Genomic DNA, 23,369 nt, shown 5'->3' on the forward strand with positions numbered 1-23,369 from the left:
TTACTTTTCTACAGTATGCCAGCTTCCCCGGACCCGGGACGCCACTGCTGCATGGCGGAAATTACCTCACGGACGGCGTCGGGCAGGAGGGAAGGCTGCACCGGTCCCTGACGTGCGGCGAGCTTCCCGGCGCGTCCGTGGATGCTGGCTGCAGCCGCCGCAACGCGGGCGTAGTGCCCGGGTTCAGGAGCGGAATCCCGGCCGGTGGAGAGCATGGCACCGAGGATGCCCGAGAGCGTGTCACCGCTGCCCGCGGTAGCCAGCCAGGACGTTGCTTCGGCCTGGCTGTAGACACCGCCGCCGTCGGGTGCAGCAACCAATGTTGCCCAGCCCTTCAGCAGGACGGTGGCGCCGGTTAGCTCGGCAGCTTTCTGTACCCAGGTCAACGGATCGGCTTCGATCGCCTCCCGTGCCGCAGGTTCGCCCAGCCTGCCCAGCAGGGCTGAGAGTTCACCGGCGTGCGGGGTCAGGATCACCTGCGGGCCGAGGCCCGGCTCGACGGCGGCGAGGGCGTCCGCGTCGATCACACACGGCAGCCCGGAGGCCATCGCATCCACAGCCCGGCGCCGCTGGGCTTCGTCCGTCCCCGCACCGGGGCCCGCAACCCAGGCCTGTACGTGGGTCAGTGAAACCGTGCTGTCTGCGCAGACCGCCTCCGGATGCACCTGGTTGATCAGCCGCCGAACCGGCTCCGGCCCCAGATACCGCACCATCCCTGTGCCCGTGGCCAGGGCAGCGCCGGTGGCCAGTACAGCGGCGCCGGGATAGGTGTCCGATCCGGCAGCTATGCCCAGCACTCCCCTGCTGTACTTCTGGTCCCCCGGGGCGGGGTGCGGCAGCAGCGCTGCAATGTCCGGTGCCAGGAGGCGCTGGACGGCGGGGGTACCCAGATAAGGGGTGATCCCGATGTCGATAAGTTCGATGCGTCCCGAGGCCGTGGCACCGGGCCCGGCTGTCAGCCCCGTTTTCAGAGCACCGAAAGTCACCGTCAGGTCCGCAGTAAGGTGCGGCCCGGGTGCTTGCCCGGTGTCCGCATCGATCCCGCTGGGCAGGTCGCAGGCGACGACGGCGGGAGACTGGCCCCGCCGCTGCCGCGCAGGAGTCAGGGCAGCCATCCCCGCTGCGGGCCCGCGCAGCCCTCCTTTTCCGCCGGTTCCAAGGATCCCGTCCAGGACCAGGTCGGCCTTCCGGCAGAGCATCAGAGCTGCAGCGGCAGTGTCCTCGTTCAGTGCCAGGACCCGTCCGCCCTGTGCCCGGAAGGCCGCCAGAGCCTCAGCGTGGGCCGACGAGGAGGTAAGCACCGCGGTGGCGGCGCACCCGCGCTGCAGGAGCCGCGTCCCGGCGTACAGGGCGTCGCCACCGTTGTTCCCGGCTCCGGCAAGGACCACGCACCGGGCGCCGTACGTCCGGCCGCGCCGTTCCTTGAGGAGCCGTGCCGCAGCTGCGGACAAGCCGTAGGCTGCCGCCTGCATAAGTTCCGCCCCGGCGCCTTCGTCCAGCAGCGGACGTTCGGCAGCCCGGACGGCGGTCCCGGAGTACGCACTGATCATGCGTACAGACTAGCCTTCAGCGACCACCATGGCAGTGGCCAGATCGCCGTCGTGGCTCAGGGACAGGTGCCAAACCCGGACACCTCGTGCTTCCGCAGCGGCAGCAACAGTGCCCTCCACACGGACCCGGGGCGCACCTGCGGCGTCAAGCTCAATCTGGCAGTGCTGCCAGTTCATTCCTGCCGGAGCACCAAGCGCCTTGGCCACCGCTTCCTTCGCAGCGAACCGGGCGGCCAGGGAACGCAGGTTCAGTTCGCGTTCTGCCGGGACAAACAGCCGGGCCCGCAGTCCCGGTGTCCGCTCCAGCTGGCGGCCAAACCGCGGGACGTCCACGACGTCCACTCCAATGCCGACAATCATGGCGCTCCCCCTGGTCCTTGTGGCTGACGGTTAGGTCGAATTACTCGACGGTGACGGACTTGGCCAGGTTACGCGGCTGGTCGACGTCGTAGCCCTTGGCAGTGGCCAGGGCGCAGGCGAAGATCTGCAGCGGAACCGTGGTCAGCAGCGGTGCCAGCAGCGTCGGCGTCTCGGGCACATAGAAGACGTGCTCCGCGTAGGCCTTCACGGCGTCGTCGCCTTCTTCGGCGATCACGATGGTCTTGGCGCCGCGGGCGCGGATCTCCTGGATATTGGAGACCACCTTGGCGTGCAGTGAATCGCGGCCGCGCGGTGAGGGCACCACTACAAAGACCGGCTGGCCTTCTTCGATCAGCGCGATCGGTCCGTGCTTGAGCTCACCGGCAGCGAAGCCTTCGGCGTGGATGTACGCCAGTTCCTTCAGCTTCAGCGCACCTTCCATGGCCACCGGGAAGCCAACGTGGCGGCCCAGGAACAGGACGGAGGAAGTGCCGGACATCAGGTTGCCGAGTTCCTTGATGTCTTCGGCGCTGTCCAGCACCTGCTGGATCTTGGCCGGTACCTTGCCCAGATCGGCCAAGATGTCCTTGATTTCGCCCTGGAACTTGTTGCCGCGGATCTGCGCCAGGTACAGGCCCAGCAGGTACGTGGCAGTGATCTGTGCGAGGAAGGCCTTGGTCGAGGCAACGGCGATTTCCGGTCCGGCGTGCGTGTAGAGCACGGCGTCTGCTTCGCGCGGGATGGTGGAGCCGTTGGTGTTGCAGATCGCCAGGACCTTTGCGCCCTGTTCCTTGGCGTAGCGGACGGCCATCAGCGTATCCATGGTCTCTCCCGACTGGGAGATGGCCACGATCAGGGTGTTTGCGTCCACGATCGGGTCGCGGTAGCGGAACTCGTGGCTGAGCTCGACCTCCACCGGGATGCGGCACCAGTGCTCGATGGCGTACTTGGCTACCTGGCCCGCGTAGGCGGACGTTCCGCAGGCAAGCACCATGATCTTGTTGATGGACTTCAGTTCCTCCGGGCTGACCCGGAGCTCGTCCAGTGTCAGGCGGCCGTCGGCGTCCGAGCGGCCCAGCAGGGTGTCTGCAACTGCCTGCGGCTGGTCATTGATTTCCTTCTCCATAAAGGACTCGTAGCCGCCCTTTTCTGCGGCTGCGGCGTCCCAGTTCACGTCAAATTCCGTGCCCTCAGCGGGTGCGCCGTAGAAGTCGGTGATCTCCACGGAGTCCGGGGTGATGGTGACAATCTGGTCCTGGCCGAGTTCCACGGCGCGGCGGGTGAAATCGATGAAGCCGGAGACGTCTGAGCCAAGGAAGTTCTCGCCCTCACCCAGTCCGACGACGAGCGGGGAGTTCCGGCGTGCGGCCACCACGGTGTCCGGTGAGTCGGCGTGGACGGCAAGCAGGGTGAAGGCACCCTCCAGCCGCTGGCAGGCAAGCTGCATGCTCAGTGCGAGGTCCCGGTTGCCCTCGCCGGCGTAGATGCTGCCAAGGAGCGCAGCGGCCACCTCGGTGTCAGTTTCGGAACGGAATACCGTCCCGGCTGCCAGGAGCTCTTCCTTGAGCTCGGCAAAGTTTTCGATGATCCCGTTGTGGATCAGGGCGAGGCGGTCATTGTCCGCCAGGTGCGGGTGTGCGTTGCCGTCCGTCGGACCGCCGTGCGTGGCCCAGCGGGTGTGGCCGATGCCGGTGGTCGCCTCTGGCAGCGGGGCAGCTTCCAGCTCTGCCACCAGGTTCGCCAGCTTGCCGGACTTCTTCCGTGAGTCGACGGCGCCGGCGGGCGTCAGCACCGCTACTCCCGCGGAGTCATAGCCGCGGTATTCGAGCCGCTTCAGGCCTTCCATGACAACGTCCAGGGCGTTGTGTCCAATTGCTGCGGCAGCACCCGGGCGGCCGGTATAACCTACGATTCCACACATGGTGCTAAGACTACCGGCAGCACCCGCTTACAACGTAAATGCGGCACCGTCCGGCGCCGCTCCGGGCCTGTTCACCGTTTGGAATGCCCGCCGGGGCAGTGCACAATTCCTAGAGTGACCGAACCAACCCCGAAGCCAACGTCCGGCAACGGCCAAGAGACAAACTTCACTCCGTTCGTTGAGCTGGACCGGCAGACCTGGTCACGCTTGTCCCACGAGATCGAGTCTCCGCTGAACCAGGAGGACATCACCCGTCTGCGCGGACTCGGAGACCAGCTGAACCTCGACGAGGTGCGTGAGGTCTATCTGCCGCTCTCCAGACTGCTGAACCTCTATGTGGCAGCGGCAGGCAAGCTGCACAGTGCCACCACAACGTTCCTGGGTGAGCAGACAACCCGCACGCCGTTTGTCATCGGTGTGGCCGGTTCCGTGGCCGTGGGCAAGTCCACGACTGCCCGCGTGCTGCGGGAGATGCTCCGCCGCTGGCCGGACACGCCGAACGTGGAGCTGATAACCACTGACGGGTTCCTGTATCCGAACGCTGAGCTCAGGCGCAGGGGTCTGATGGAACGCAAGGGTTTCCCGGAAAGCTATGACCGCCGCCGGCTGCTTCGGTTTGTCAGCGCGGTGAAGTCCGGCGCGGAGGAAGTCCGCGCGCCACGGTATTCGCACCTTACCTATGACATTGTTCCGGATTCGGAAATCGTGGTTCGTCGTCCCGATGTTCTTATTGTCGAGGGCCTGAACGTGCTGGCACCGGCACGTACGCGCCCGGACGGCCGCTCGGGGCTCGCCCTGAGCGACTTCTTCGACTTCTCGATCTACGTGGACGCCCGCACCTCATACATCGAGGAGTGGTACGTCCAGCGGTTCCAGTCGCTGCGCAGCGGCGCCTTTGCGAATCCCGCGTCGTACTTCCACCGTTACGCGGCGCTGACCGACCATGAGGCCCGGCAGACGGCACTGGACATCTGGAAGCGGATCAACGAGCCCAACCTGGTGACCAACGTCCTGCCCACCCGTGGCCGGGCGCAGCTGGTGCTCACCAAGGACGCCGACCACTCGGTAAGGCGCATGCTGCTCCGTAAGACTTAAAAGCGGGGAAAGGGCGGCGCGCCGCTCACTCCGGGGGCTACTCTGGCCACATGCTAAAGGGATTCAAAGACTTCATTATGAAGGGCAACGTCCTGGATCTGGCTGTGGCCGTGATCATTGGAGCAGCCTTTACAACCGTCGTGAACGCCCTGGTCTCGGCGGTGCTTATGCCGTTCATCTCCGGGCTGGTAGGTTCCCCGAACTTCGACAGTTTTGCCGTGGTGACCCTGAACGGCAACCAGATCCAGTTCGGGGTCCTGCTGACGGCGATCGTGAACTTCCTGCTGGTCGCGGCGGCCGTCTATTTCGCGATCGTCCTGCCTATGAACAAAATGATCGAACGGCGGAACCGGCGGCTGGGAATAACCCCGGAACAGTCAGCTGATCCTCAGGTAGCTTTGCTGACCGAGATCCGGGACGCCCTCACCGCGCAGTCACCGAGCGGGCCGAAACACTAGCAGCGTCCCGGCCCGGATCCGGCTATACGACGGCGTCCTGGGACGCTTTCAGGGACAGGTTGGCTTCGACAACTGCAGCAAGCCTTGCGGCTACGGACTGGGCTGTCTCCATGTCTGCTGCTTCAACCATGACGCGCACCAGCGGTTCGGTTCCGGAGGGACGCAGCAGGACCCGGCCGGTTTCCCCGAGCTTTTCCTGTGCGTCCACAACGGCCTGGCGGACGGCCTCGTTGGTCGCCGCTGAGGACTTGTCCACGTTCTTGACGTTGATAAGCACCTGCGGAAGCTTGTCCATGATGCTCGCCAGCTGCTTCAGGCTGCGTCCGGTCTTGGCAACCTGCGCGGCGAGCTGGAGGCCGGTCAGGACGCCGTCGCCCGTGGTCGCGTACTTGGAGAAGATGACGTGGCCCGACTGTTCGCCGCCGAGGCTGTAGCCGCCTTCGCGCATGGCTTCGAGTACGTAGCGGTCTCCCACCCCGGTCTCGCGGATGGAAATGCCCGCTTCGCGCAGCGCCAGCTTGAGGCCGAGGTTGCTCATGACTGTCGCTACGAGTGCGTCGTCCTTGAGCTGGCCCGACGCTTTCATGGCTACGGCCATGATGGCCATGATCTGGTCACCGTCAACGATGCTGCCTTCAGCGTCCACTGCAAGGCACCGGTCGGCGTCGCCGTCGTGGGCAATGCCAAGATCAGCACCGTGCTCCAGGACCGCGGCCTGCAGCGGTCCAAGGTGGGTGGAGCCGTAGCCGTCATTGATGTTGATGCCGTCCGGCTCCGCACCGATGACGATCACTTCAGCACCGGCGTCGGCGAATACCTGGGGCGAGCAGCCGCTGGCGGCGCCGTGGGCGCAGTCCAGAACCACCTTGAGTCCGTCGAGACGGTGGGGAAGGGTCTGCAGCAGGTGGACAACGTAACGGTCCTCCGCGTCCGCAAAGCGTTTAATCCGTCCGACTGCCGCACCGGTAGGACGGAACCCGGGAGCCTGCATCTCTGCCTCAATGGCATCCTCGAGCGCGTCGTCGAGCTTCTTGCCGCCACGGGCCAGGAATTTGATGCCGTTGTCCGGTGCAGCGTTGTGGGATGCGGAAATCATGACGCCGAAGTCAGCTTCCAGATCCGCCACCAGGAACGCGGCAGCGGGCGTGGGCAGGATCCCTGCATCGAACACGTCGATCCCTGAACTCGCCAGCCCAGCTTCGATGGCTGCGGAGATGAAATCTCCGCTGATGCGCGGATCCCGGGCAACGACTGCCACCGGGCGCTTGCCTGCGGTCACTTGCCGGTGGCCCAGCACCACGGCAGCAGCCTGGGCCAGGTTGAGAGCTACTTCGGCGGTAATCAGGCCATTAGCCAGTCCCCGCACACCGTCGGTACCAAACAGTCGTGTCATCCAATGAATCCTTAAAACATGTAGACGCCAGGAAAACCGGGAACGCGGGGGACTATCCGGCTCGGGGTCAGGCGCAACCCCCGCGCCTATTCTGCCACCTCAGTATCACCTGCGGCGAAACGCCCGCTCCCCTGCGCTTCAGCATGCTGGATTTCTGTGTCTCTCCGGTCCAGGAGGCCCCGCCGCTGGCTTGGGTTTACGCAGTGCCGGTGTCCGGTTCCGCACAAAGTCCGGTTTCCCGCTGTATGCGGCGAGTCGATGCGTGGTTTGTCCTGGCGGCAATCCCATTGCCGGGCACGCAGAAGGCCCCCGGCAACTGCCGGGGGCCTTCTGTATAACCCTCTGGTTCAACAAACCCTGAATTAGCGCTTGTGGAGCTAAGCGCCCACTCTGCTGAATTAGCGCTTGTGGAGCCAAGCGCCCACTCTGCTGAATTAGCGCTTGTGGAGCCAAGCGCCAATTCAGCGCGAGGGCCCCGTTCTGCAGGCGCTCCAGCGCCTGCAGAACGGGTAGCGCTGAATTAGCGCTTGGAGTACTGAGGTGCCTTGCGGGCCTTCTTGAGACCGGCCTTCTTACGCTCGATGACGCGTGCGTCGCGAGTCAGGAAGCCTGCCTTCTTCAGGGCCGGGCGGTTGTTCTCGCGGTCGATCTCGTTCAGCGAACGGGCAACGCCGAGACGCAGTGCGCCAGCCTGGCCGGAAGCGCCGCCGCCGTGGATACGGGCGATGACGTCGTATGCGCCGTCGAGGTCGAGGAGCTTGAACGGCTCGTTGACTTCCTGCTGGTGCAGCTTGTTCGGGAAGTAGTCAGCCAGTTCGCGGCCGTTGACGATCCACTTGCCGGTGCCGGGAACAACGCGCACGCGGGCGATTGCTTCCTTGCGGCGGCCAACAGCGGAACCTGCAACGGTCAGGGCAGGGCGTTCCTTGACGGCCGATTCGGCAGCGTCAGGGGTTTCCGAGGTGTAGCTGGTGAGCTCCTCGGTGTTTTCATTCAGCTCTTCAGTGTTCTGAGCCACGATTCTCCTTGAATTAATTTCTTAGTTGGCGGGCCAGAACTACTGGGCGACCTGGGTGATTTCGAAGGTCTTGGGCTGCTGGGCGCCGTGCGGGTGCTCGGCACCTGCGTAGACCTTCAGCTTGCCCATCTGCTGTGCAGCGAGGGAGTTCTTGGGCAGCATGCCGCGGATGGCCTTCTCAACTGCGCGCACCGGGTTCTTTTCCAGCAGTTCGGCATAGTTGACGGAGGACAGGCCGCCCGGGAAACCGGAGTGGCGGTAGGCACGCTTCTGTTCGAGCTTGGCGCCGGTCAGGGCAACCTTCTCAGCGTTGATGATGATGACGAAATCGCCCATGTCCATGTGGGGAGCAAAGGTCGGCTTGTGCTTTCCGCGCAGCAGTGTTGCGGTCTGGCTGGCAAGACGGCCTAGGACAACGTCGGTGGCGTCAATGACGTGCCACTGGCGGTTGATGTCGCCGGGCTTCGGGGTGTACGTACGCACGGTTTTTGCCTTCGTTTCTTCTTCTTAGGTGGCGCGCCGCATATGGATGCCATACGCAGTGCAGCTTCTCTATGCGTTACCGGATGGTCAGGTGAGGACTGAATTAACCAGTGGTCCTGAGATCTCGGCTATCTCCCCGGGGCCAGGTGGCTCTGCAACTGAGCCGCTCCCGTGGGCATAGGCCTATCGAGGTAGGACACGCACAACGACTATAAACAATAGCCTGCTTACCGGGTCAGGTCAAAAGTCCCGGCAGGCATGCTCTTGCCTGAGTCTATTCTATTCCCTGAGCGCCCTTGTCGTTTCCGCCCGGGCCCGCAGCTCCGCACCGCCTGGATACTTCACTTCTTCCAGCACCAGCGGATGAGGAGGCGCCAGTTTGGAGTTCGAGTCCCGGATCCGGGCGAACATACGTTCAGCCAGCCAGCCAGGCCGGCGCTCCCCCGTCCCAACCAGCAGCGCTCCCCCGATCAGGGACCGCACCATGTTGTGGCAGAAGGCGTCTGCCTTCAGGCAGGCTTCCAGGATTCCGTCCGGCCTGCGGGTGAAAGCGAACTCCTGGAGTTCCCGGATGGTGGTGGCACCCTCGCGGGGCTTGCAGAAGGACAGGAAGTCCTGAACCCCCAGCACGCCTGCAGCGGCCTCATTCATCGCCGCTTCGTCCAGGGGCGTCTTGTGCCACAGCGTGATGCTGCGCTGCAGCGGATCCCAGTCTGGGGTCCGGTCCGCGATGCGGTAACTGTAGCGCCGCCAGAGAGCTGAGAACCGCGCGTCGAAACCGGCCGGAGCGATGGAGGCCTCATGGATTTCGATGGCACCGGCCATGGCATCAACCGCACGGCGGGATAGGCCGGCTTCCTTGAGCGGTACGGTCAGTTCCCGGTTTAGGACACCGCGCAGGCGGCGACGGAACGCCTCGGCGGGCTCAAGGTCTGTGCTGCGGGCCTGGGCGGCCCACTTGTCCGGTGTGGTGTCGAAGTGGACAACCTGGCCGCGTGCATGCACGCCGGCATCTGTCCGTCCTGCAACGGTGACCCGGACAGGCTGCCGGAAGAGGACAGCGAGAGCGGTTTCCAGAGTCCCCTGGACCGTAGTCAGTCCGGGCTGGACGGCCCAGCCCGCAAAGGGCGCGCCGTCGTAGGAGAGGTCCAGCCGAATACGAAGAGGCCCGCCGTCCGGGTTAGGGACAGCGGGCCTCTCGATCGTCATACCCTCAATATTAAGGGCACAGCGAACAAATCGAAGAATTACTTCTTCTCTTCGGTTTCCTCAGCAGCTTCGTCAGCGGAGTCGGCAGACTCTGCGGAATCAGCCGAATCGCTGGAGTCAGCCGAATCGGCGGACTCAGCAACCGGAGCCGGAGCAGCGGCAGCAGCAGCGGTGGAAGCCTCTGCTACGACAGACTGCTTGGCGGAAAGCGGTTCCAGCACCAGTTCGATGACGGCCATGGGAGCGTTGTCGCCCTTGCGGTTGCCGATCTTGGTGATGCGGGTGTAGCCGCCGTCGCGCTGGGCGACAGCCGGTGCGATCTCGGTGAAGAGCTCGTGAACGAGACCCTTGTCAGAGATCAGGGCCAGGACGCGGCGGCGGGAAGACAGGTCTCCACGCTTTGCGAAGGTGATCAGGCGCTCGGCGTACGGGCGCAGGCGCTTGGCCTTGGTCACCGTGGTGGTGATCTGCTTGTGCTCGAACAGCTGGGCGGCCAGGTTCGCCAGCATCAGGCGCTGGTGAGCCGGGCTGCCTCCGAGGCGCTTACCCTTGGTGGGTGTAGGCATTACATTTTCTCCTCAAACGGTGCCGCGCAGTGCTCCTAGGCACTGACGGCAAGATTTTGCGTGTTTAGAGCTCGTCGTCCGAGAACTCGGACTCGTCCTCTTCGATGGCTGCGGCGCGGGCGGCCAGATCAAACCCGGGAGGAGAATCCTTCAGGGACAGACCCAGTTCAACCAGCTTCGCCTTCACCTCGTCGATGGACTTCGCACCAAAGTTGCGAATGTCCATCAGGTCAGCCTCGGAGCGGGCTACGAGTTCACCCACGGTGTGGATGCCTTCGCGCTTGAGGCAGTTGTAGGAGCGCACGGTCAGCTCAAGGTCCTCGATCGGCAGGGCCATGTCGGCTGCCAGTGCGGCATCCGTGGGGCTCGGACCAATTTCGATGCCTTCAGCTGCGGTGTTCAGTTCACGGGCCAGGCCGAAAAGCTCAACCAGGGTGGTACCGGCAGAGGCGACGGCGTCGCGCGGTGCAATGGCATCCTTGGTTTCGACGTCGACGATCAGGCGGTCGAAGTCGGTGCGCTGCTCGACACGGGTGGCCTCCACGCGGAAGGTCACCTTCAGGACCGGCGAGTAGATGGAGTCAACCGGAATACGGCCGATCTCCTGGTCGCCGGACTTGTTCTGGCTTGCGGAAACGTAGCCACGTCCACGCTCGATGGTCAGTTCGAGTTCGAACTTGCCCTTCGAGTTCAGGGTGGCGATGTGCAGATCCGGGTTGTGGAACTCGACGCCGGCCGGCGGAGCAATGTCCGCGGCAGTGACGACGCCGGGGCCCTGCTTGCGCAGGTAAGCCACGACGGGCTCGTCGTGCTCGGAGGACACCGAGAGGTTCTTGACGTTAAGGATGATCTCAGTGACATCTTCCTTAACACCGGGAACGGTGGTGAACTCGTGCAGAACTCCGTCGATCCGGATGCTGGTTACGGCAGCACCGGGGATGGAGGAAAGGAGCGTACGGCGAAGCGAGTTGCCAAGCGTGTAACCGAAGCCCGGCTCCAGCGGTTCGATGATGAACCGGGAGCGGTTGTCGGCTACTACTTCTTCAGTGAGGGTGGGGCGCTGTGCAATGAGCACTTGCATTTCCTTTCAGCGAGCGTCCGCTATATGACGCAACACAAATGGTGGAAACGACGACGACGGGGACACCCCCGCGCGCGTCTTGGACGGCTAGCAGCCTCGCACCCGGGCCTGTGCCGTGTCCGGGTCCCCTGCCAGGCAGGAAAACCGTTCACGGCACAGGCACCGGCAACGAATGCGAATTAGACGCGGCGGCGCTTCGGGGGACGGCAGCCGTTGTGTGCGCTCGGGGTGACATCCTGAATGGTGCCAACTTCCAGGCCGGTGGCCTGCAGCGAACGGATCGCGGTCTCGCGCCCGGATCCCGGACCCTTCACGAAGACGTCGACCTTGCGGACGCCGTGCTCCTGTGCACGCTTGGCAGCGGCTTCAGCAGCCATCTGCGCAGCGAACGGGGTGGACTTACGGGAGCCCTTGAAGCCAACCTCACCGGCGGAAGCCCATGAGATAACAGCACCGGTCGGGTCCGTGATGGACACGATGGTGTTGTTGAAAGTGCTCTTGATATGCGCCTGGCCCAGCGCGATATTCTTCTTATCCTTGCGACGCGGCTTGCGTACCGCTCCACGAGTCTTGGGGGGCATTACTTCTCCTACAAAGAGTTTGGTTTAGGTGACCTGGCTGTGCAGATCATGGCCTGGACCGCGTTATTTAGCGGCCGGCCTTCTTCTTACCGGCAACGGTGCGCTTCGGGCCCTTGCGGGTACGAGCGTTGGTCTTGGTGCGCTGGCCATGGACAGGCATGCCGCGGCGGTGGCGGATGCCCTGGTAGCTGCCAATCTCGACCTTGCGGCGGATGTCGGCTGCTACCTCGCGGCGGAGGTCACCCTCAACCTTGAAGTTGCCCTCGATGTAGTCACGCAGCTGAACGAGTTCAGCATCGGTGAGGTCCTTGACGCGAGTGTCCGGGCTGATGCCGGTCTCTGCCAGGGTCTGCTCTGCACGGGTCTTGCCCACGCCGTAGATGTAGGTAAGCGCAATGACAACCCGCTTTTCGCGGGGAATGTCTACGCCGGCGAGACGTGCCATATTGGCGGTTCTCCTTTGGTGTTACCGGAGGTCTGAAGCAGTACGTCCCTGTTTCCAGGTCCCCGGCCTCCGTACCGGGGGTGTGCGTCACGCGTATCAGACGCTGTACTGCCATATTCAATTACTACGCGTGGGCTTAGCGCGCTCCGGTTTGGGGCCGGAACAGTAGCCGCTTCTTAGCCCTGGCGCTGCTTGTGGCGCGGGTTCTCGCAGATCACCATGACTCGGCCGTTACGGCGAATCACCTTGCACTTATCGCAGATCTGCTTGACGCTCGGCTGGACCTTCATGGTTTTCCTTTGCGTGGTTGCAGGGTTGAACTCCAGTTCCCTCCTGGGAGTGAACCGGAGCCTTGGTTGTTACTTGTAGCGGTAGACGATACGGCCCCGGGTGAGGTCGTACGGGCTAAGTTCCACCACAACGCGGTCTCCGGGGAGGATGCGAATGTAGTGTTGACGCATCTTTCCCGAGATGTGTGCGAGCACAATGTGGCCATTGGCCAGCTCAACGCGGAACATCGCATTGGGCAGGGCTTCGTTGACCGAGCCCTCAATCTCTATGACGCCGTCTTTCTTGGCCATATCCTCCGCTAACGTCTGTGCCGCCCCTAATTGCCGGGGCAGCGGTTTTTGGTGTTTGATGGTCTCTCCCCGCGTGCCGCTCCAGCTGGCCGGGGCCGGTTGGAAAAGGGCACGAATGTAGAGACAACCAACAGATAACTCTACGGCACACCCCCGGATAAGTTAAATCCCGCTGCCCCTCCGGACTTTCAGCTGCGGCTTTGCCCCTGTCTGGACCACTTGGCCAGCTCCGCGGGCCGGTCGGTGATGATCCCGTCCACACCGGCAGCGGCTGCCGCTTCCCACTGGGCCTGTTCGTTGAGCGTCCAGGGGAAGACCTTCACGCCTTCGTTCTGCAGAGCGGAAACCAGGCGCGGGGCCGAGCCCAGTATCCCGCCGTGCGGATTGCAGTAGCCGGTGGCGGTTTCAGCGAGAAACGCCAGCAGCTGGCTTTCCTCCCCCGGAGCCGGCGGCATCATGATCAGCAATCCGCGGTCCATCTCCGGTGCGGCAGCGTGCAGGCTCCGCACTGTGCGTGGCGAGAACCCCTGCAGCACACAGCGTTCGGCCATACCGGCATCCCTCAGGATCTCCGCTGCCCCTGCTGCCTGGTCCGGCGTCCACTCGCCCTTGAATTCCAGCAGCCAGTCCAGCTCCGGATGCCCGGCGGCGAAGTCCGCCAGGTCTGTCAAGAGAGGGATTCGCTCCCCCGCGTACTCGGCCGAGAACCAGGATCCGGCATCTGCACTCTGCAGCTCAGACGCGGTGAGGTCCGCTACGCGGCCGTCCCGCCCGCCGGTGCGGTTCAGGGTGTCATCGTGGATCAGCACCACGGCCCCGTCCGCGCTGAGCTGCAGGTCGGTCTCGATCATCCCGGCCCCGGCCGCCGCCGCGGAGGCGAAGGCGGCCAGTGTGTTTTCGGGTGCGCGCACTGAGTTGCCGCGGTGGGCGATGTTCACCAGGTTCACAGGTACGGCTCGACGTTCTGTTCGAAGGACTTGGCAATGGCATCCGCGGCGGCGGCGAAGGCGTCCGCTGCCGGAGTGTCCTGAAGCATGATCTTCTCCAGTGCCGTGGTCAAGTGCTGGTCGCCGGAGGGAACAAAGGAGCGGGCCCAGTCCTGCACCCGGGTGGTTGCCAGCTGGTCCACGGCGGTGCGGAACTGCGGCGCCTTGGCGTAGACGGCCTGCATCTCTGCGCCGTCCGCGGCGGACGTCCGCACCGGCATGTAGCCGGTGTTGGCAGAGAAGTACGCCGTCTGCTCCGGCTCGCCGATGAACTTCAGGAACATGGCTGCTGCCAGCTGCTGCTCCGGGGCTATGTCAGCGGGGATGGCGATGCCGGTGCCGCCCGTGGGGCAGGCCGGGCCCGCGGGCCCTTCGGGCAGGAAGCCCGTACCGACGTCGAACTTGGCGGCTTCCATGATGCCGCTCAGTGAGCCGGTGGAAGCAATGGTGCAGGTGCTGACGCCGGCGGTGAAGTCGGCAACATAGTCCGCAGCGGAGACGGCCACGGATTTGTCCTGGTGGATCATCCGGCGCAGGAACTCTCCGGCTTCCAGGGTCTTGGGATCATCCAGGGTGATGTTCCATTCCTGCGAGTACTGGCCGCCCAGGCCCCACATGATGTTGCAGAACCACCAGGCGGACCAGGAGGTGTTTGAGCCCAGGGCCATGGGAACGGCGCCGCCGTTCGCTGCTGCCAGTGCCGGTGCCCAGGAGTTGTATTCGTCCCAGGTCTTCGGTGCACGGTCCGGCAGTCCGGCCGCCTTGAACAGATCCCGGTTGTAGTAGAAGAGCGGCGTGGACCGGGCGTAGGGGAAGGCCCAGTGCTTTCCGTTGAACTCGTAGTCGTTGTACAGGCCGGTGTTGTAGTCCGCGGTGTCGATTCCCAGGTGCGCAGCCACGTCATCGACGGGGAGGATCTGGCCGTTGATCATGTAGCGGAACCACCAGACGTCGCTGGCTCCGACAAGGTCCGGAACGTTGTTGGTGCCGGCAGAGGCCTGGAAACGCTGGGCAACTTCGTCGTAGTTGGCCCCTGCGGTTACCAGCTCAACCTCGATTCCGGTTTCCACGGTGAACCGGCGGATCAGCTCTTCTTCAATCGGTTTGGAAGCGCCGGGGTGGTTGGACCACCAGGTGATTTTCTTGGCGGGGGTGACGGACGCCCAGTCGGTGCCCGCGGTTTCCACCGCTCCCGGCGTCCCTGCAGTGGACGGGCCGCCGCAGGCGGCCAGTGCGGCGGAACCTCCCAGAATGCCGGCAAGGGCAAGGATGTTCCGGCGGGACAGGCCGGCAGGGGTGGCTGCGGCAACGGCGGGGGCAAGACGATTCTTCATGATTTCCTTTGGGATTCGCTGCGGGTTGCAGTAAGAAACAGGGGTTTGGGGTGGGTGCGGGCGGGACCGGGCTCAGCCGGTTACAGCGCCTGCGGTCAGGCCGGAGACGATCCGGCGCTGGAGGACAAAGAACAGGGCCAGGACGGGCAAGGTGACCAGCACCGTTCCGGCCATCAGCACGCCCCAGTTAGTGACGCCGTCGTTGTTCTGCAGGAGGGTGAGCCCCACCGGCAGCGTCATCATCTCGGCACGGTCCACCACCAGCAGGGGCCAGAGGTATTCGTTCCATTCGTTGACCACGGAGACCAGAGCGACGGCGGCGATCGTCGGTGCGGACATGGGAACCACAAACTGGAACAGCCTGCGGAAGTGGCCGGCGCCGTCGAGCACTGCAGCTTCCAGGACCGAGGGCGGCAGTGACAGGAAGTGTTGGCGGAACAGGAAGGTTCCAAACGCGCTGGCCAGTCCGGGCAGGATGATGCCCTGATAGGTGTTCAGCCAGCCGAGTTCGGCCACCAGCGTGTAGTTCGGAATGATCACGATCTGCTGCGGAATAAGCAGGGCGAAAATCACGACGGCGAAGAACACCTTCTTGAACGGCACGTCCAGGAAGACCAGCGCGTAGGCGGTTGTCAGGCCCAGGAAGATCTTCAGCCCGGCACCGATGAGGGTCACGAGCAGTGAATTCGCAAAGAAGGAGCCGAACGGAACCCGTTCTAGGGCAGCTGCGTAGTTGGACAGGTCCCAGCCGGCAGGCAGCCACTGGATCGGAACCGTATAGATCTCATCCGGTTCCTTGAAGCTGGCGAGCATCATCCAGCCCAGCGGCAGGATCATAACGGCCACTGCGGCGGCCATGGCTGTGTAGCCGCCCGCGGAGATCTTCCGCCTGGTGCCGGGGCCCGGCTGGGGGCCGGCAGCCGGAGCAGACGGGGCAGGCGGGGCGGGGGTCAGTACGGTGCTCACGAGTAGTGCACCTTCCGTTCAACGAATTTCAGCTGCAGGAGGGTGATGGCCAGGAGCACCAGGAACAGGATGGTGGCAATTGCGGATGAGTATCCGGCGGTTCCTGCCACAAAACCCTGCTGGTAGATCTGGTACATCATGGTGGTGGTGCCTTCCAGCGGACCGCCCTTGGTCATCGCCTGGATGATGTCGAAGGACTGCAGGGAGCTGAGCAGGGTCGTCACCGAGAGGAAGAACGTGGTGGGCCCGAGCAGCGGAAGGGTGATACCCAGCAGGGTCCTCAGTCGTCCTGCCCCGTCCAGGGACGCGGCCTCGAGCAGGTCCCTGGGAATTGCCTGCAGGCCCGCCAGATAAATGAGGGCTACGTAGCCCACGTTTTTCCAGAGGTAGACGATGATGACCATGGCCAGCGAGTAACCCGGATCGTTGTACCAGTCCGGAGAAGGCAGGCCCACGGCCTGCAGCAGCGCGGATGTGACACCGAAGTTCGGATCGAAAACGAAGAGCCACAGCAGGCCGACGGCGACGCCGGAGAGCACGTACGGTGCCACGATGATGGTGCGGGCCGCGCCCCTGAGGTTTAGCCTGCTGTTCAGGAGCAGGGCGAGGGCGAGGCCAATGACCATGCCTCCGCCCACAGTGGCCAGCGTGAAAACGACAGTGACGCCAATGACCTGCGGCGTACCGGGCGCACTCAGCCAGTCGGTGTAGTTCCGCAGCCCCACCGGACGGGCAACCGCCGACCCGATGTTCCACTGAAGTGTCGAGTAGTACAGGGACTGCAGCAGCGGCTTGTAGGTGAAGACCAGCAGCAGGGCGATGTTCGGTCCGGCCAGCAGAGCGAACAGCAGCCAGTTGGAGGTTTTGTTCCGGCGCCGGGCAGCCGGCCGGCGCGAAGACCGGCTGCGGCCTGGAGGCGGGCTGTCCGGAATGGATCCGGTTCCCCGGCCGGCGGCCCCGGCGTGTCCCGGCGGGGACAAAGTGGTGGATGACATAGCAGGTGCAAACCTTCGTCGGGAGCTGATTGACGCCTTCAGCGTAGGTTTTTGGCCAGGAGCAGAAAGCCCAAAACCGGGCATTCAAAGAAGACTTCAGCGCACGTTGGAAGTGCTTTCAGCCGGCGTTAAGAAGGCGTTCACTTTGTGACGTGGGGATACCCGCGCTCCAGTGTTCCAAGGCAGGAGGCTTCGAGAGACCGGGGCCGGCCCGCCGCTCGCCTGCTGCCGGGTCCGGGACGGTTTGCTAGTCTCGGGGCCATGAGTTCTCCCGGCACCGCTGTACTCAGGCCGCACCGCAGGAACGTGCTCTCCGGCGTCCTGGTGGGAATCGGCACCGCTGCCTTCATTGACGAGGTGGTCTTCCACCAGCTGCTGCAGTGGCATCATTTCTACGACCGGTCGACCGCTGCCGCGGGCCTGTTCTCCGATGGACTGTTCCACGCATTTGGCTGGTTCGCCGTGGTTGCTGGATTGTTCCTGTTCGCGGACCTGCGCCGCCGCGGCATCCTGATCCCCCCGCGCTGGGGCGGTGCCGTCCTGCTTGGTGCCGGTGCCTTCCAGCTTTACGACGGGACCGTTCAGCACAAGCTGCTGAACCTGCACCAAATCCGCTACGAAGTTGAGCTGCTGCCCTACGACCTGGCATGGAACACCGCGGCTCTGCTGATGCTCGGGGCGGGAATCGTCCTGCTGCTCCGCACCCGGGAAGCTCCCGCGGGCAGGCCCGGAAGCTGATGCACCATTCTGCGGGCGCTTTCCCGGCCGAGGTCCTTTTTTTGGTCCCGGCCCTGGCGGCTGCGGCAGCTTACACGGCGGGAGCCCGCTCCAACCGGGCGGCGGCCTGGCCGCTATACCGCACCGGCGCGTTTCTGCTGGGACTGGTCCTGGCCCTGCTGACCGTTCTGGGTCCGCTTCCTGCCCTGGCCCACACGAACTTCACCTGGCTGGCGCTCTCCCACGTGGCGGCGGGAATGCTGGCGCCGCTGCTGCTTGTACTCTCCAGGCCAGTGACTTTGGCACTGCGTGTCATGGACAAACGGCCGGCCCGCCGTTTGGTCCGCCTCCTGCGGAGCAGCCCTGCCCGGTTCCTTTCCCATGCGGTAACGGCGGCGGTCCTGAACGTTGGGGGCATGTTCCTGATGTTCCGGACGCCTCTCCTTGACGCAATGACCGCGCTGGCACCGGTGCACTGGCTGGTCACATTCCATCTGGTGGCCGCCGGATATCTCTGGACCGCAGCGCTGATTGGCCGGGACCCGAATCCGCACCGGGCCGGCACGCGGCTGCGGGCCGCGGTACTGATTGCAACCGCAGCAGCCCACAACATCCTGGCGAAGTCGCTGTACGCCGATCCGCCGGCGGGTGTTCAAGCGGCTGCTGCCGAATCCGGAGCCATGGCAATGTACTACGCAGGCGGAGCCGTGGAGATCGCAGTGATGGTGGTGTTCTGCCTGCAGTGGTACCGCAGTTCAGCGCCGGCGCGGTCCACCGCAGGGGCCATCCCCACCACCCCGGACACGCAAAAGGCCCGTTCCGCGGTGGGCGGAACGGGCCTTCGGACCGAAGATCCGGTGAGCTGAAGCCGGGAAACGGACCGGCAGCATCCAGTGGTTAGGGAATGGGCACCGGCGTGACGCCCAGCGGCGCGAGTCGCGACGCCCCGCCGTCGGGAGCCGTGAGCACCCAGATCCCCTTCTCGTGGATAGCTACTGAGTGTTCCCACTGGCAGGATCGGGCGCCGTCGGTGGTTACAACGGTCCAGTCGTCTTCCAGGGTGACGGTCTCGATGCCGCCGCGCACCAGCATGGGTTCGATCGCCAGGCACATGCCGGGCTTCAGCTTGGGGCCGCGGTGGCTGGTCCGGTAGTTCAGCACATCCGGGGCCTGGTGCATTTCCGAACCGATGCCGTGGCCCACGTAGTCCTCCAGGATGCCCAGGGGTTTCCCCGGAACGGAGCTGACGTAGTCATCGATGGCGGCACCGATATCTCCCACGAACCGGCCCTTGGCTGCGGCTGCGATGCCGTGCCACATGGCGTTCTCGGTAACGTCAGAGAGCCGCTGGTCTTCCGGGTCGGCCGTACCCACAATCACGGTGCGGGCCGAATCGGAGTGCCAGCCGTCCACTACGGCGCCGCCGTCGATCGAGATGATGTCCCCGTCCGCCAGCACCTTGTTCCCCGGGATGCCGTGGACGACTTCCTCGTTCACCGAGGTGCAGATGGTTGCGGGGAAATCGTAATAGCCCAGGAAGTTCGACGTCGCTCCCGCCTCGGCGAGAACACCGGCGAAGACCTTGTCGATCTCTGCCGTTGTAACGCCAGGGCGGGCGGCCGCGACCGCCGCATCCAGTGCCTTAATCAGCACCAGACCTGCCTCGCGCATGGTGCGCATCTGCGCGTTGGTTTTGTACTGGATCCGCGGCTGGGCCAACGTCTCGCCTTCTGTCTGTTCTAGCTGGTCTGCTTGAGTGCCTGCATAACGCGCTCGGTGACTTCGTCGATGTCGCCGAGGCCGTCAACGCGGGTAACAATCCCGCGCTTCTCGTAGCTGGCAACGACGTCGGCGGTCTGCTGCTTGTACAGCTCGAGGCGGTGGCGGATGACTTCCTCGTTGTCGTCCGTCCGGCCCTCGATTTCCGCACGGCGGAGCAGGCGCTGGACCAGCTCTTCGTCGTCGGCGGTCAGCAGGAGCACGGCGTCGAGACTGTCGCCTCCAGCTGCGAGGATGTCGTCGAGCTCCTCGACCTGCGCGGTGGTGCGCGGGTAGCCGTCAAGCAGGAAGCCGTCCTGGACGTCCTCCTCCTGCAGGCGGGAACGCACCATGTTGTTGGTGACTTCATCCGGAACGAAGTTGCCGGCGTCGATGTACTTCTTGGCTTCGATGCCGAGCGGGGTCAGGTTCTTCACGTTGGAGCGGAAGATGTCTCCGGTGGAGATTGCGCTGACGCCAAGCCGTTCCGAAATACGGGAAGCCTGTGTTCCCTTGCCGGCACCGGGAGGCCCAATAATGAGCAGACGTGTCATCGCAATAACCCTTCGTAGTGACGCTGCTGGAGCTGTGCGTCAATTTGTTTGACCGTCTCGAGTCCCACACCAACCATGATGAGGATCGAGGTTCCGCCGAACGGGAAGTTCTGGTTTGCCCCGACCAGCACCAGGGCAATCAGCGGAATAAGGGCAACAATGCCCAAATACATGGCGCCGGGCAGGGTAATGCGGGAGAGCACGTACTGCAGGTATTCGGCGGTGGGGCGCCCGGCACGGATGCCGGGAATGAAGCCGCCGTACTTCTTCATGTTTTCCGAGACTTCTTCGGGGTTGAAGGTGATCGAGACGTAGAAGTACGTGAAGAACACGATCATCAGGAAGTACACGGCCATGTACAGCGGATGGTCCCCGGAGGTCAGGTAGTTGTTGATCCAGACAACCCATTCCGGCGGCGCGGAGCCGTCCGTGGGGGTGTTGAACTGTGCCAGCAGGGACGGCAGGTACAGCATGGAGGAAGCGAAGATCACGGGGATCACGCCGGCCATGTTGACCTTGATGGGGATGTAGGTGTTTGTGCCGCCGACCGTGCGGCGTCCGACCATGCGCTTGGCGTACTGGACCGGGACACGGCGCTGGGACTGCTCCACGAAGATGACCAGGGCAACCGTCACAATGCCGATCGCAATCACGCCGAGGAAGATGGTCCAGCCCTGTGCCGTCAGGATGGCGCCCAGGGCGCTGGGGAAGCTGGCCACGATCGAGGTGAAGATGAGCAGGGACATGCCGTTGCCGACGCCCTTCTCGGTGACCAGTTCACCCATCCACATGATGAGGCCGGTGCCGGCAGTCAGGGTGATGATCAGCAGCAGGATCGTGATGATGTTGTCATCCGGGATGATCGGCACGGAGCACTGATTGTTGAACAGGGCACCGGAACGAGCCAGCGAGACTACGGTGGTTGCGTTCAGCAGGCCCAGGGCGATGGTCAGGTAGCGGGTGTACTGCGTGAGCGTTGACTGTCCCTGCTGGCCTTCCTCATACAGTGCCTGGAAGTGCGGGATCACCACGCGCAGCAGCTGCACGATGATGCTGGCGGTGATGTACGGCATGATGCCGAGGGCGAAGACTGAGACCTGCAGCAGGGCGCCGCCGCTGAAGAGGTTTACGAACTCGTAGAGACCACCCGAAGTGGCGCCAAGAGCCAAGCACTGCTGCACATTGCCGTAGTCAACACCCGGGGCCGGGATAAAAGCACCCATGCGGAAGATAGTGATGATTCCCAGCGTAAACAACAGCTTGCGTCGCAGGTCTGGCGTCCGGAAAGCCCGGCCAATAGCGCTAAGCAAGCGTCCTCCTGAAGAAAAGTGTGGAAATGAGTCCCGGCGGGACTCGAACAAAACCTGAGTCTATCCGCTCAGGGCCGCTGTTGCGTTATCGAACATAGCAGCGGCGGGAGCGTTAAAGGCACCAAGCCCCCGGCCGGCCGTTTTACGGCCTTCCGGGAGCTTAGTGGCATGCAGGAAAGCGCACAACCCGCCGCCGGCACCCGGGAAAACCCGGGGCCGGCAGCGGATGTGCGCGTTCAGGAACACGGTGCTTAGAGCGCCGTGGTCGATCCGCCTGCTGCAGCGATCTTTTCGGCTGCGCTTGCAGAGAATGCATCGGCCTTGACGTCAACCTTGACGGTGATGTCGCCGGTGCCCAGCACCTTGACGGGCTGGTTCTTGCGCACGGCACCCTTGGCAACGAGGGCCTCTACGGTGACCTCGCCTCCTTCGGGGAACAGCTCAGAGATCTTGTCCAGGTTTACAACCTGGAACTCAACCTTGAACGGGTTCTTGAAGCCGCGCAGCTTCGGCAGACGCATGTGCAGCGGCAGCTGCCCGCCTGCGAAACCGGCCTTGACCTGGTAGCGGGCGGCAGTACCCTTGGTACCGCGGCCAGCGGTCTTACCCTTGGAACCTTCACCGCGGCCAACACGGGTCTTAGCCGTCTTGGCACCCGGAGCAGGACGCAGGTGGTGGACCTTCAGAGCTTTGTTATCTTCGGCCATGTTACTTCGCCTCCTCAACCTTCACGAGGTGCGGAACCGTGTTGATCATGCCAACGGTCACGGCGTCTGCACTGCGGACGACGGAGTCGCCGATGTGCTTCAGGCCGAGTGAACGCAGCGTGTCGCGCTGATTCTGCTTACCACCGATGGTGGACTTAATCTGGGTGATTTCCAGCTGTGCCGAGCTGACGGCAACGCGCTTCGGAGTAGTCATCATGCACCAGCCTTCTGCATGTTGCGGATCATCGCTGCGGGAGCAACTTCGTCCAGCGGCAGGCCACGGCGGGCAGCCACAGCCTGCGGCTCTTCGAGGCGCTTCAGCGCGTCAACCGTGGCGTGCACGATGTTGATCGCGTTGGAGGAACCCAGCGACTTGGAAAGCACGTCGTGGATACCGGCGCACTCGAGGATGGCTCGGACCGGACCACCGGCGATAACGCCGGTACCCGGGGAAGCCGGACGGAGCAGGACGACGCCTGCGGCTGCTTCGCCCTGCACCAGGTGCGGGACGGTGCCGGCAATGCGGGGAACGCGGAAGAAGGACTTCTTCGCTTCCTCGACTGCCTTGGCGATAGCCGAGGGAACTTCCTTTGCCTTGCCGTAGCCAACGCCGACCATGCCGTTGCCGTCACCGACAACAACCAGGGCGGTGAAGCTGAAGCGACGACCACCCTTGACCACCTTGGCGACGCGGTTGATGGTCACGACGCGTTCAATGAACTTGTCCTTGTCATCATTGCGTCCGCCGTCGCGTCCGCCGCGTCCGCCGCGGTCACGGCCTCCACGGTCAGAGCGCTGCTCGCCCCGGCGGCCGCCGCGGCGGTCGTCGTTGCCTGCGGCAGCGGTTTCCTTGGTCTCAGTTGCCTCAGCAGATGTAGCTTCAGTCACCTGATTTTCCTTTTCCTTGTTTGCCTCGGTCACAGTGCCAGCCCACCTTCACGTGCGCCGTCTGCGACAGCCGCGATGCGGCCGTGGTAGCGGTTGCCGCCGCGGTCAAACACCACGGCTTCGACGCCGGCAGCCTTGGCACGTTCGGCAACGAGCTCGCCGACGCGCTTGGACTTGGCAGTCTTGTCGCCCTCCATGGAACGCAGATCTGCTTCCATGGTGGACGCGGATGCAACGGTTACGCCGCGGCTGTCATCGACAACCTGGACGAATACGTGGCGGGCAGAGCGGTTGACGACCAGGCGCGGACGGGCCGCGGTGCCGGCAATGCGCTTGCGGATCCGCAGCTGGCGGCGGCTCCGGGAAGCGGACTTGCTCTTGGAATTGCGCTTCTTATTGATGCTGATGGCCAT

Annotated in this window: 28 protein-coding genes; 4 read left to right on the plus strand and 24 right to left on the minus strand. The window is 64.0% G+C overall.

The features are described from left to right. Nucleotides 1-8: 8 nt before the first annotated feature. Genes ACWGQ2_RS04390 through glmS form a run of 3 tightly spaced genes read right to left on the minus strand, consistent with a single transcriptional unit; the run spans nucleotide 9 to nucleotide 3,831 of the window. Entirely contained in the window at nucleotides 9-1,550 is a 1,542-nt protein-coding gene (locus ACWGQ2_RS04390; protein WP_452014749.1) for an NAD(P)H-hydrate dehydratase, read from the minus strand. Between the two features lie 9 nt (nucleotides 1,551-1,559). After that, nucleotides 1,560-1,910 carry a holo-ACP synthase gene (locus ACWGQ2_RS04395; protein ID WP_325789262.1) on the minus strand — a complete coding sequence of 117 codons (351 nt, stop codon included), beginning with the start codon at nucleotides 1,908-1,910 and terminating at the stop codon, nucleotides 1,560-1,562. A 40-nt stretch (nucleotides 1,911-1,950) separates the two neighbouring features. Beyond that, a complete protein-coding gene (gene glmS / locus ACWGQ2_RS04400; RefSeq protein WP_452014752.1) occupies nucleotides 1,951-3,831 on the minus strand; it encodes a glutamine--fructose-6-phosphate transaminase (isomerizing) in 1,881 nt (626 codons plus the stop codon). 114 nt (nucleotides 3,832-3,945) lie between these two features. Between glmS and coaA the strand changes: the two genes are divergently transcribed. Both coaA and mscL read left to right on the plus strand, forming a co-directional pair. Continuing rightward, entirely contained in the window at nucleotides 3,946-4,926 is a 981-nt protein-coding gene (coaA, locus tag ACWGQ2_RS04405) for a type I pantothenate kinase (RefSeq protein WP_452014754.1), read from the plus strand. A 50-nt stretch (nucleotides 4,927-4,976) separates the two neighbouring features. Then, complete coding sequence (gene mscL, locus ACWGQ2_RS04410; RefSeq protein WP_452014756.1) at nucleotides 4,977-5,384, plus strand: large conductance mechanosensitive channel protein MscL; 408 nt, start codon at nucleotides 4,977-4,979, stop codon at nucleotides 5,382-5,384. Nucleotides 5,385-5,406: 22 nt separating this feature from the next. On the opposite strand, the gene glmM is transcribed toward mscL, so the two are convergent. The 14 genes from glmM to ACWGQ2_RS04480 form a co-directional block, all read right to left on the minus strand. Further along, nucleotides 5,407-6,777 (minus strand): phosphoglucosamine mutase, encoded by a 1,371-nt coding sequence (gene glmM / locus ACWGQ2_RS04415; RefSeq protein ID WP_452014758.1) that lies wholly within the window; start codon nucleotides 6,775-6,777, stop codon nucleotides 5,407-5,409. 520 nt (nucleotides 6,778-7,297) lie between these two features. Beyond that, entirely contained in the window at nucleotides 7,298-7,795 is a 498-nt protein-coding gene (gene rpsI / locus ACWGQ2_RS04420; protein ID WP_091602713.1) for a 30S ribosomal protein S9, read from the minus strand. Nucleotides 7,796-7,834: 39 nt separating this feature from the next. Next, nucleotides 7,835-8,278, minus strand: coding sequence for a 50S ribosomal protein L13 (gene rplM, locus ACWGQ2_RS04425; protein ID WP_422402461.1), 444 nt, complete (start codon nucleotides 8,276-8,278; stop codon nucleotides 7,835-7,837). Nucleotides 8,279-8,557: 279 nt separating this feature from the next. Continuing rightward, a complete protein-coding gene (locus tag ACWGQ2_RS04430; protein ID WP_452014761.1) occupies nucleotides 8,558-9,487 on the minus strand; it encodes a tRNA pseudouridine synthase A in 930 nt (309 codons plus the stop codon). Nucleotides 9,488-9,525: 38 nt separating this feature from the next. Next, the gene (gene rplQ, locus ACWGQ2_RS04435; protein ID WP_452014763.1) at nucleotides 9,526-10,053 is read right to left on the minus strand and encodes a 50S ribosomal protein L17; all 528 of its coding nucleotides are present in this window, start codon (nucleotides 10,051-10,053) and stop codon (nucleotides 9,526-9,528) included. 64 nt (nucleotides 10,054-10,117) lie between these two features. Then, entirely contained in the window at nucleotides 10,118-11,128 is a 1,011-nt protein-coding gene (locus tag ACWGQ2_RS04440) for a DNA-directed RNA polymerase subunit alpha (protein ID WP_055239375.1), read from the minus strand. 185 nt (nucleotides 11,129-11,313) lie between these two features. Further along, nucleotides 11,314-11,715, minus strand: a complete 402-nt coding sequence (gene rpsK / locus ACWGQ2_RS04445) for a 30S ribosomal protein S11 (RefSeq protein WP_055239374.1) — start codon at nucleotides 11,713-11,715, stop codon at nucleotides 11,314-11,316. Nucleotides 11,716-11,782: 67 nt separating this feature from the next. After that, nucleotides 11,783-12,160 (minus strand): 30S ribosomal protein S13, encoded by a 378-nt coding sequence (rpsM, locus tag ACWGQ2_RS04450; RefSeq protein ID WP_055239373.1) that lies wholly within the window; start codon nucleotides 12,158-12,160, stop codon nucleotides 11,783-11,785. Nucleotides 12,161-12,336: 176 nt separating this feature from the next. Further along, nucleotides 12,337-12,450: a 50S ribosomal protein L36 gene (gene rpmJ, locus ACWGQ2_RS04455; protein WP_012397712.1), complete on the minus strand. Its 114-nt coding sequence runs from the start codon at nucleotides 12,448-12,450 to the stop codon at nucleotides 12,337-12,339. Nucleotides 12,451-12,519: 69 nt separating this feature from the next. Continuing rightward, nucleotides 12,520-12,741, minus strand: coding sequence for a translation initiation factor IF-1 (gene infA, locus ACWGQ2_RS04460; RefSeq protein ID WP_055239372.1), 222 nt, complete (start codon nucleotides 12,739-12,741; stop codon nucleotides 12,520-12,522). 188 nt (nucleotides 12,742-12,929) lie between these two features. Next, entirely contained in the window at nucleotides 12,930-13,688 is a 759-nt protein-coding gene (locus ACWGQ2_RS04465; protein ID WP_452014767.1) for a glycerophosphodiester phosphodiesterase, read from the minus strand. Continuing rightward, entirely contained in the window at nucleotides 13,685-15,061 is a 1,377-nt protein-coding gene (locus ACWGQ2_RS04470; RefSeq protein ID WP_452014769.1) for an ABC transporter substrate-binding protein, read from the minus strand. Before ACWGQ2_RS04470 ends, ACWGQ2_RS04465 begins: the two co-directional genes overlap by 4 nt. 72 nt (nucleotides 15,062-15,133) lie before the next feature. Then, nucleotides 15,134-16,027 carry a carbohydrate ABC transporter permease gene (locus ACWGQ2_RS04475; RefSeq protein WP_452014771.1) on the minus strand — a complete coding sequence of 298 codons (894 nt, stop codon included), beginning with the start codon at nucleotides 16,025-16,027 and terminating at the stop codon, nucleotides 15,134-15,136. Further along, a complete protein-coding gene (locus ACWGQ2_RS04480) occupies nucleotides 16,024-17,022 on the minus strand; it encodes a carbohydrate ABC transporter permease (protein WP_452014773.1) in 999 nt (332 codons plus the stop codon). Before ACWGQ2_RS04480 ends, ACWGQ2_RS04475 begins: the two co-directional genes overlap by 4 nt. Before the next feature lie 261 nt (nucleotides 17,023-17,283). On the opposite strand from ACWGQ2_RS04480, the gene ACWGQ2_RS04485 reads away from it, so the two are divergent. Beyond that, nucleotides 17,284-17,760 (plus strand): DUF2243 domain-containing protein, encoded by a 477-nt coding sequence (locus ACWGQ2_RS04485; RefSeq protein ID WP_452014775.1) that lies wholly within the window; start codon nucleotides 17,284-17,286, stop codon nucleotides 17,758-17,760. Continuing rightward, nucleotides 17,760-18,605, plus strand: coding sequence for a cytochrome c oxidase assembly protein (locus ACWGQ2_RS04490; RefSeq protein ID WP_452014777.1), 846 nt, complete (start codon nucleotides 17,760-17,762; stop codon nucleotides 18,603-18,605). Before ACWGQ2_RS04485 ends, ACWGQ2_RS04490 begins: the two co-directional genes overlap by 1 nt. A gap of 31 nt (nucleotides 18,606-18,636) precedes the next feature. Here ACWGQ2_RS04490 and map read toward each other — a convergent pair whose 3' ends face one another. The 7 genes from map to rplR form a co-directional block, all read right to left on the minus strand. Next, the gene (gene map / locus ACWGQ2_RS04495; protein WP_452014779.1) at nucleotides 18,637-19,458 is read right to left on the minus strand and encodes a type I methionyl aminopeptidase; all 822 of its coding nucleotides are present in this window, start codon (nucleotides 19,456-19,458) and stop codon (nucleotides 18,637-18,639) included. Between the two features lie 20 nt (nucleotides 19,459-19,478). Next, entirely contained in the window at nucleotides 19,479-20,051 is a 573-nt protein-coding gene (locus tag ACWGQ2_RS04500) for an adenylate kinase (RefSeq protein WP_452014781.1), read from the minus strand. Continuing rightward, nucleotides 20,048-21,361, minus strand: coding sequence for a preprotein translocase subunit SecY (gene secY, locus ACWGQ2_RS04505; protein ID WP_422402105.1), 1,314 nt, complete (start codon nucleotides 21,359-21,361; stop codon nucleotides 20,048-20,050). The genes ACWGQ2_RS04500 and secY overlap by 4 nt, the downstream gene beginning before the upstream one ends. A 251-nt stretch (nucleotides 21,362-21,612) precedes the next feature. Continuing rightward, entirely contained in the window at nucleotides 21,613-22,068 is a 456-nt protein-coding gene (rplO, locus tag ACWGQ2_RS04510) for a 50S ribosomal protein L15 (protein WP_055239363.1), read from the minus strand. A gap of 1 nt (nucleotide 22,069) precedes the next feature. Beyond that, nucleotides 22,070-22,282, minus strand: a complete 213-nt coding sequence (rpmD, locus tag ACWGQ2_RS04515; protein WP_055239737.1) for a 50S ribosomal protein L30 — start codon at nucleotides 22,280-22,282, stop codon at nucleotides 22,070-22,072. Continuing rightward, nucleotides 22,282-22,956: a 30S ribosomal protein S5 gene (rpsE, locus tag ACWGQ2_RS04520; protein WP_176697540.1), complete on the minus strand. Its 675-nt coding sequence runs from the start codon at nucleotides 22,954-22,956 to the stop codon at nucleotides 22,282-22,284. Before rpsE ends, rpmD begins: the two co-directional genes overlap by 1 nt. Nucleotides 22,957-22,985: 29 nt before the next feature. After that, nucleotides 22,986-23,369, minus strand: coding sequence for a 50S ribosomal protein L18 (gene rplR / locus ACWGQ2_RS04525; RefSeq protein WP_091602676.1), 384 nt, complete (start codon nucleotides 23,367-23,369; stop codon nucleotides 22,986-22,988).

The sequence above is a fragment of the Arthrobacter sp. NPDC055585 genome, from assembly GCF_053619115.1.

What these genes read in the sequence shown, in the direction of transcription:
- ACWGQ2_RS04390 (WP_452014749.1), bottom strand. Translation starts at nt 1,550, where the DNA reads ATGATCAGTGCGTACTCCGGGACCGCCGTCCGGGCTGCCGAACGTCCG.
- ACWGQ2_RS04395 (WP_325789262.1), bottom strand. Translation starts at nt 1,910, where the DNA reads ATGATTGTCGGCATTGGAGTGGACGTCGTGGACGTCCCGCGGTTTGGC.
- glmS (WP_452014752.1), bottom strand. Translation starts at nt 3,831, where the DNA reads ATGTGTGGAATCGTAGGTTATACCGGCCGCCCGGGTGCTGCCGCAGCA.
- mscL (WP_452014756.1), top strand. Translation starts at nt 4,977, where the DNA reads ATGCTAAAGGGATTCAAAGACTTCATTATGAAGGGCAACGTCCTGGAT.
- glmM (WP_452014758.1), bottom strand. Translation starts at nt 6,777, where the DNA reads ATGACACGACTGTTTGGTACCGACGGTGTGCGGGGACTGGCTAATGGC.
- ACWGQ2_RS04430 (WP_452014761.1), bottom strand. Translation starts at nt 9,487, where the DNA reads ATGACGATCGAGAGGCCCGCTGTCCCTAACCCGGACGGCGGGCCTCTT.
- rplQ (WP_452014763.1), bottom strand. Translation starts at nt 10,053, where the DNA reads ATGCCTACACCCACCAAGGGTAAGCGCCTCGGAGGCAGCCCGGCTCAC.
- rpsK (WP_055239374.1), bottom strand. Translation starts at nt 11,715, where the DNA reads ATGCCCCCCAAGACTCGTGGAGCGGTACGCAAGCCGCGTCGCAAGGAT.
- rpsM (WP_055239373.1), bottom strand. Translation starts at nt 12,160, where the DNA reads ATGGCACGTCTCGCCGGCGTAGACATTCCCCGCGAAAAGCGGGTTGTC.
- rpmJ (WP_012397712.1), bottom strand. Translation starts at nt 12,450, where the DNA reads ATGAAGGTCCAGCCGAGCGTCAAGCAGATCTGCGATAAGTGCAAGGTG.
- infA (WP_055239372.1), bottom strand. Translation starts at nt 12,741, where the DNA reads ATGGCCAAGAAAGACGGCGTCATAGAGATTGAGGGCTCGGTCAACGAA.
- ACWGQ2_RS04470 (WP_452014769.1), bottom strand. Translation starts at nt 15,061, where the DNA reads ATGAAGAATCGTCTTGCCCCCGCCGTTGCCGCAGCCACCCCTGCCGGC.
- ACWGQ2_RS04480 (WP_452014773.1), bottom strand. Translation starts at nt 17,022, where the DNA reads ATGTCATCCACCACTTTGTCCCCGCCGGGACACGCCGGGGCCGCCGGC.
- ACWGQ2_RS04485 (WP_452014775.1), top strand. Translation starts at nt 17,284, where the DNA reads ATGAGTTCTCCCGGCACCGCTGTACTCAGGCCGCACCGCAGGAACGTG.
- ACWGQ2_RS04490 (WP_452014777.1), top strand. Translation starts at nt 17,760, where the DNA reads ATGCACCATTCTGCGGGCGCTTTCCCGGCCGAGGTCCTTTTTTTGGTC.
- ACWGQ2_RS04500 (WP_452014781.1), bottom strand. Translation starts at nt 20,051, where the DNA reads ATGACACGTCTGCTCATTATTGGGCCTCCCGGTGCCGGCAAGGGAACA.
- rplO (WP_055239363.1), bottom strand. Translation starts at nt 22,068, where the DNA reads ATGGCCGAAGATAACAAAGCTCTGAAGGTCCACCACCTGCGTCCTGCT.
- rpmD (WP_055239737.1), bottom strand. Translation starts at nt 22,282, where the DNA reads ATGACTACTCCGAAGCGCGTTGCCGTCAGCTCGGCACAGCTGGAAATC.
- rplR (WP_091602676.1), bottom strand. Translation starts at nt 23,369, where the DNA reads ATGGCCATCAGCATCAATAAGAAGCGCAATTCCAAGAGCAAGTCCGCT.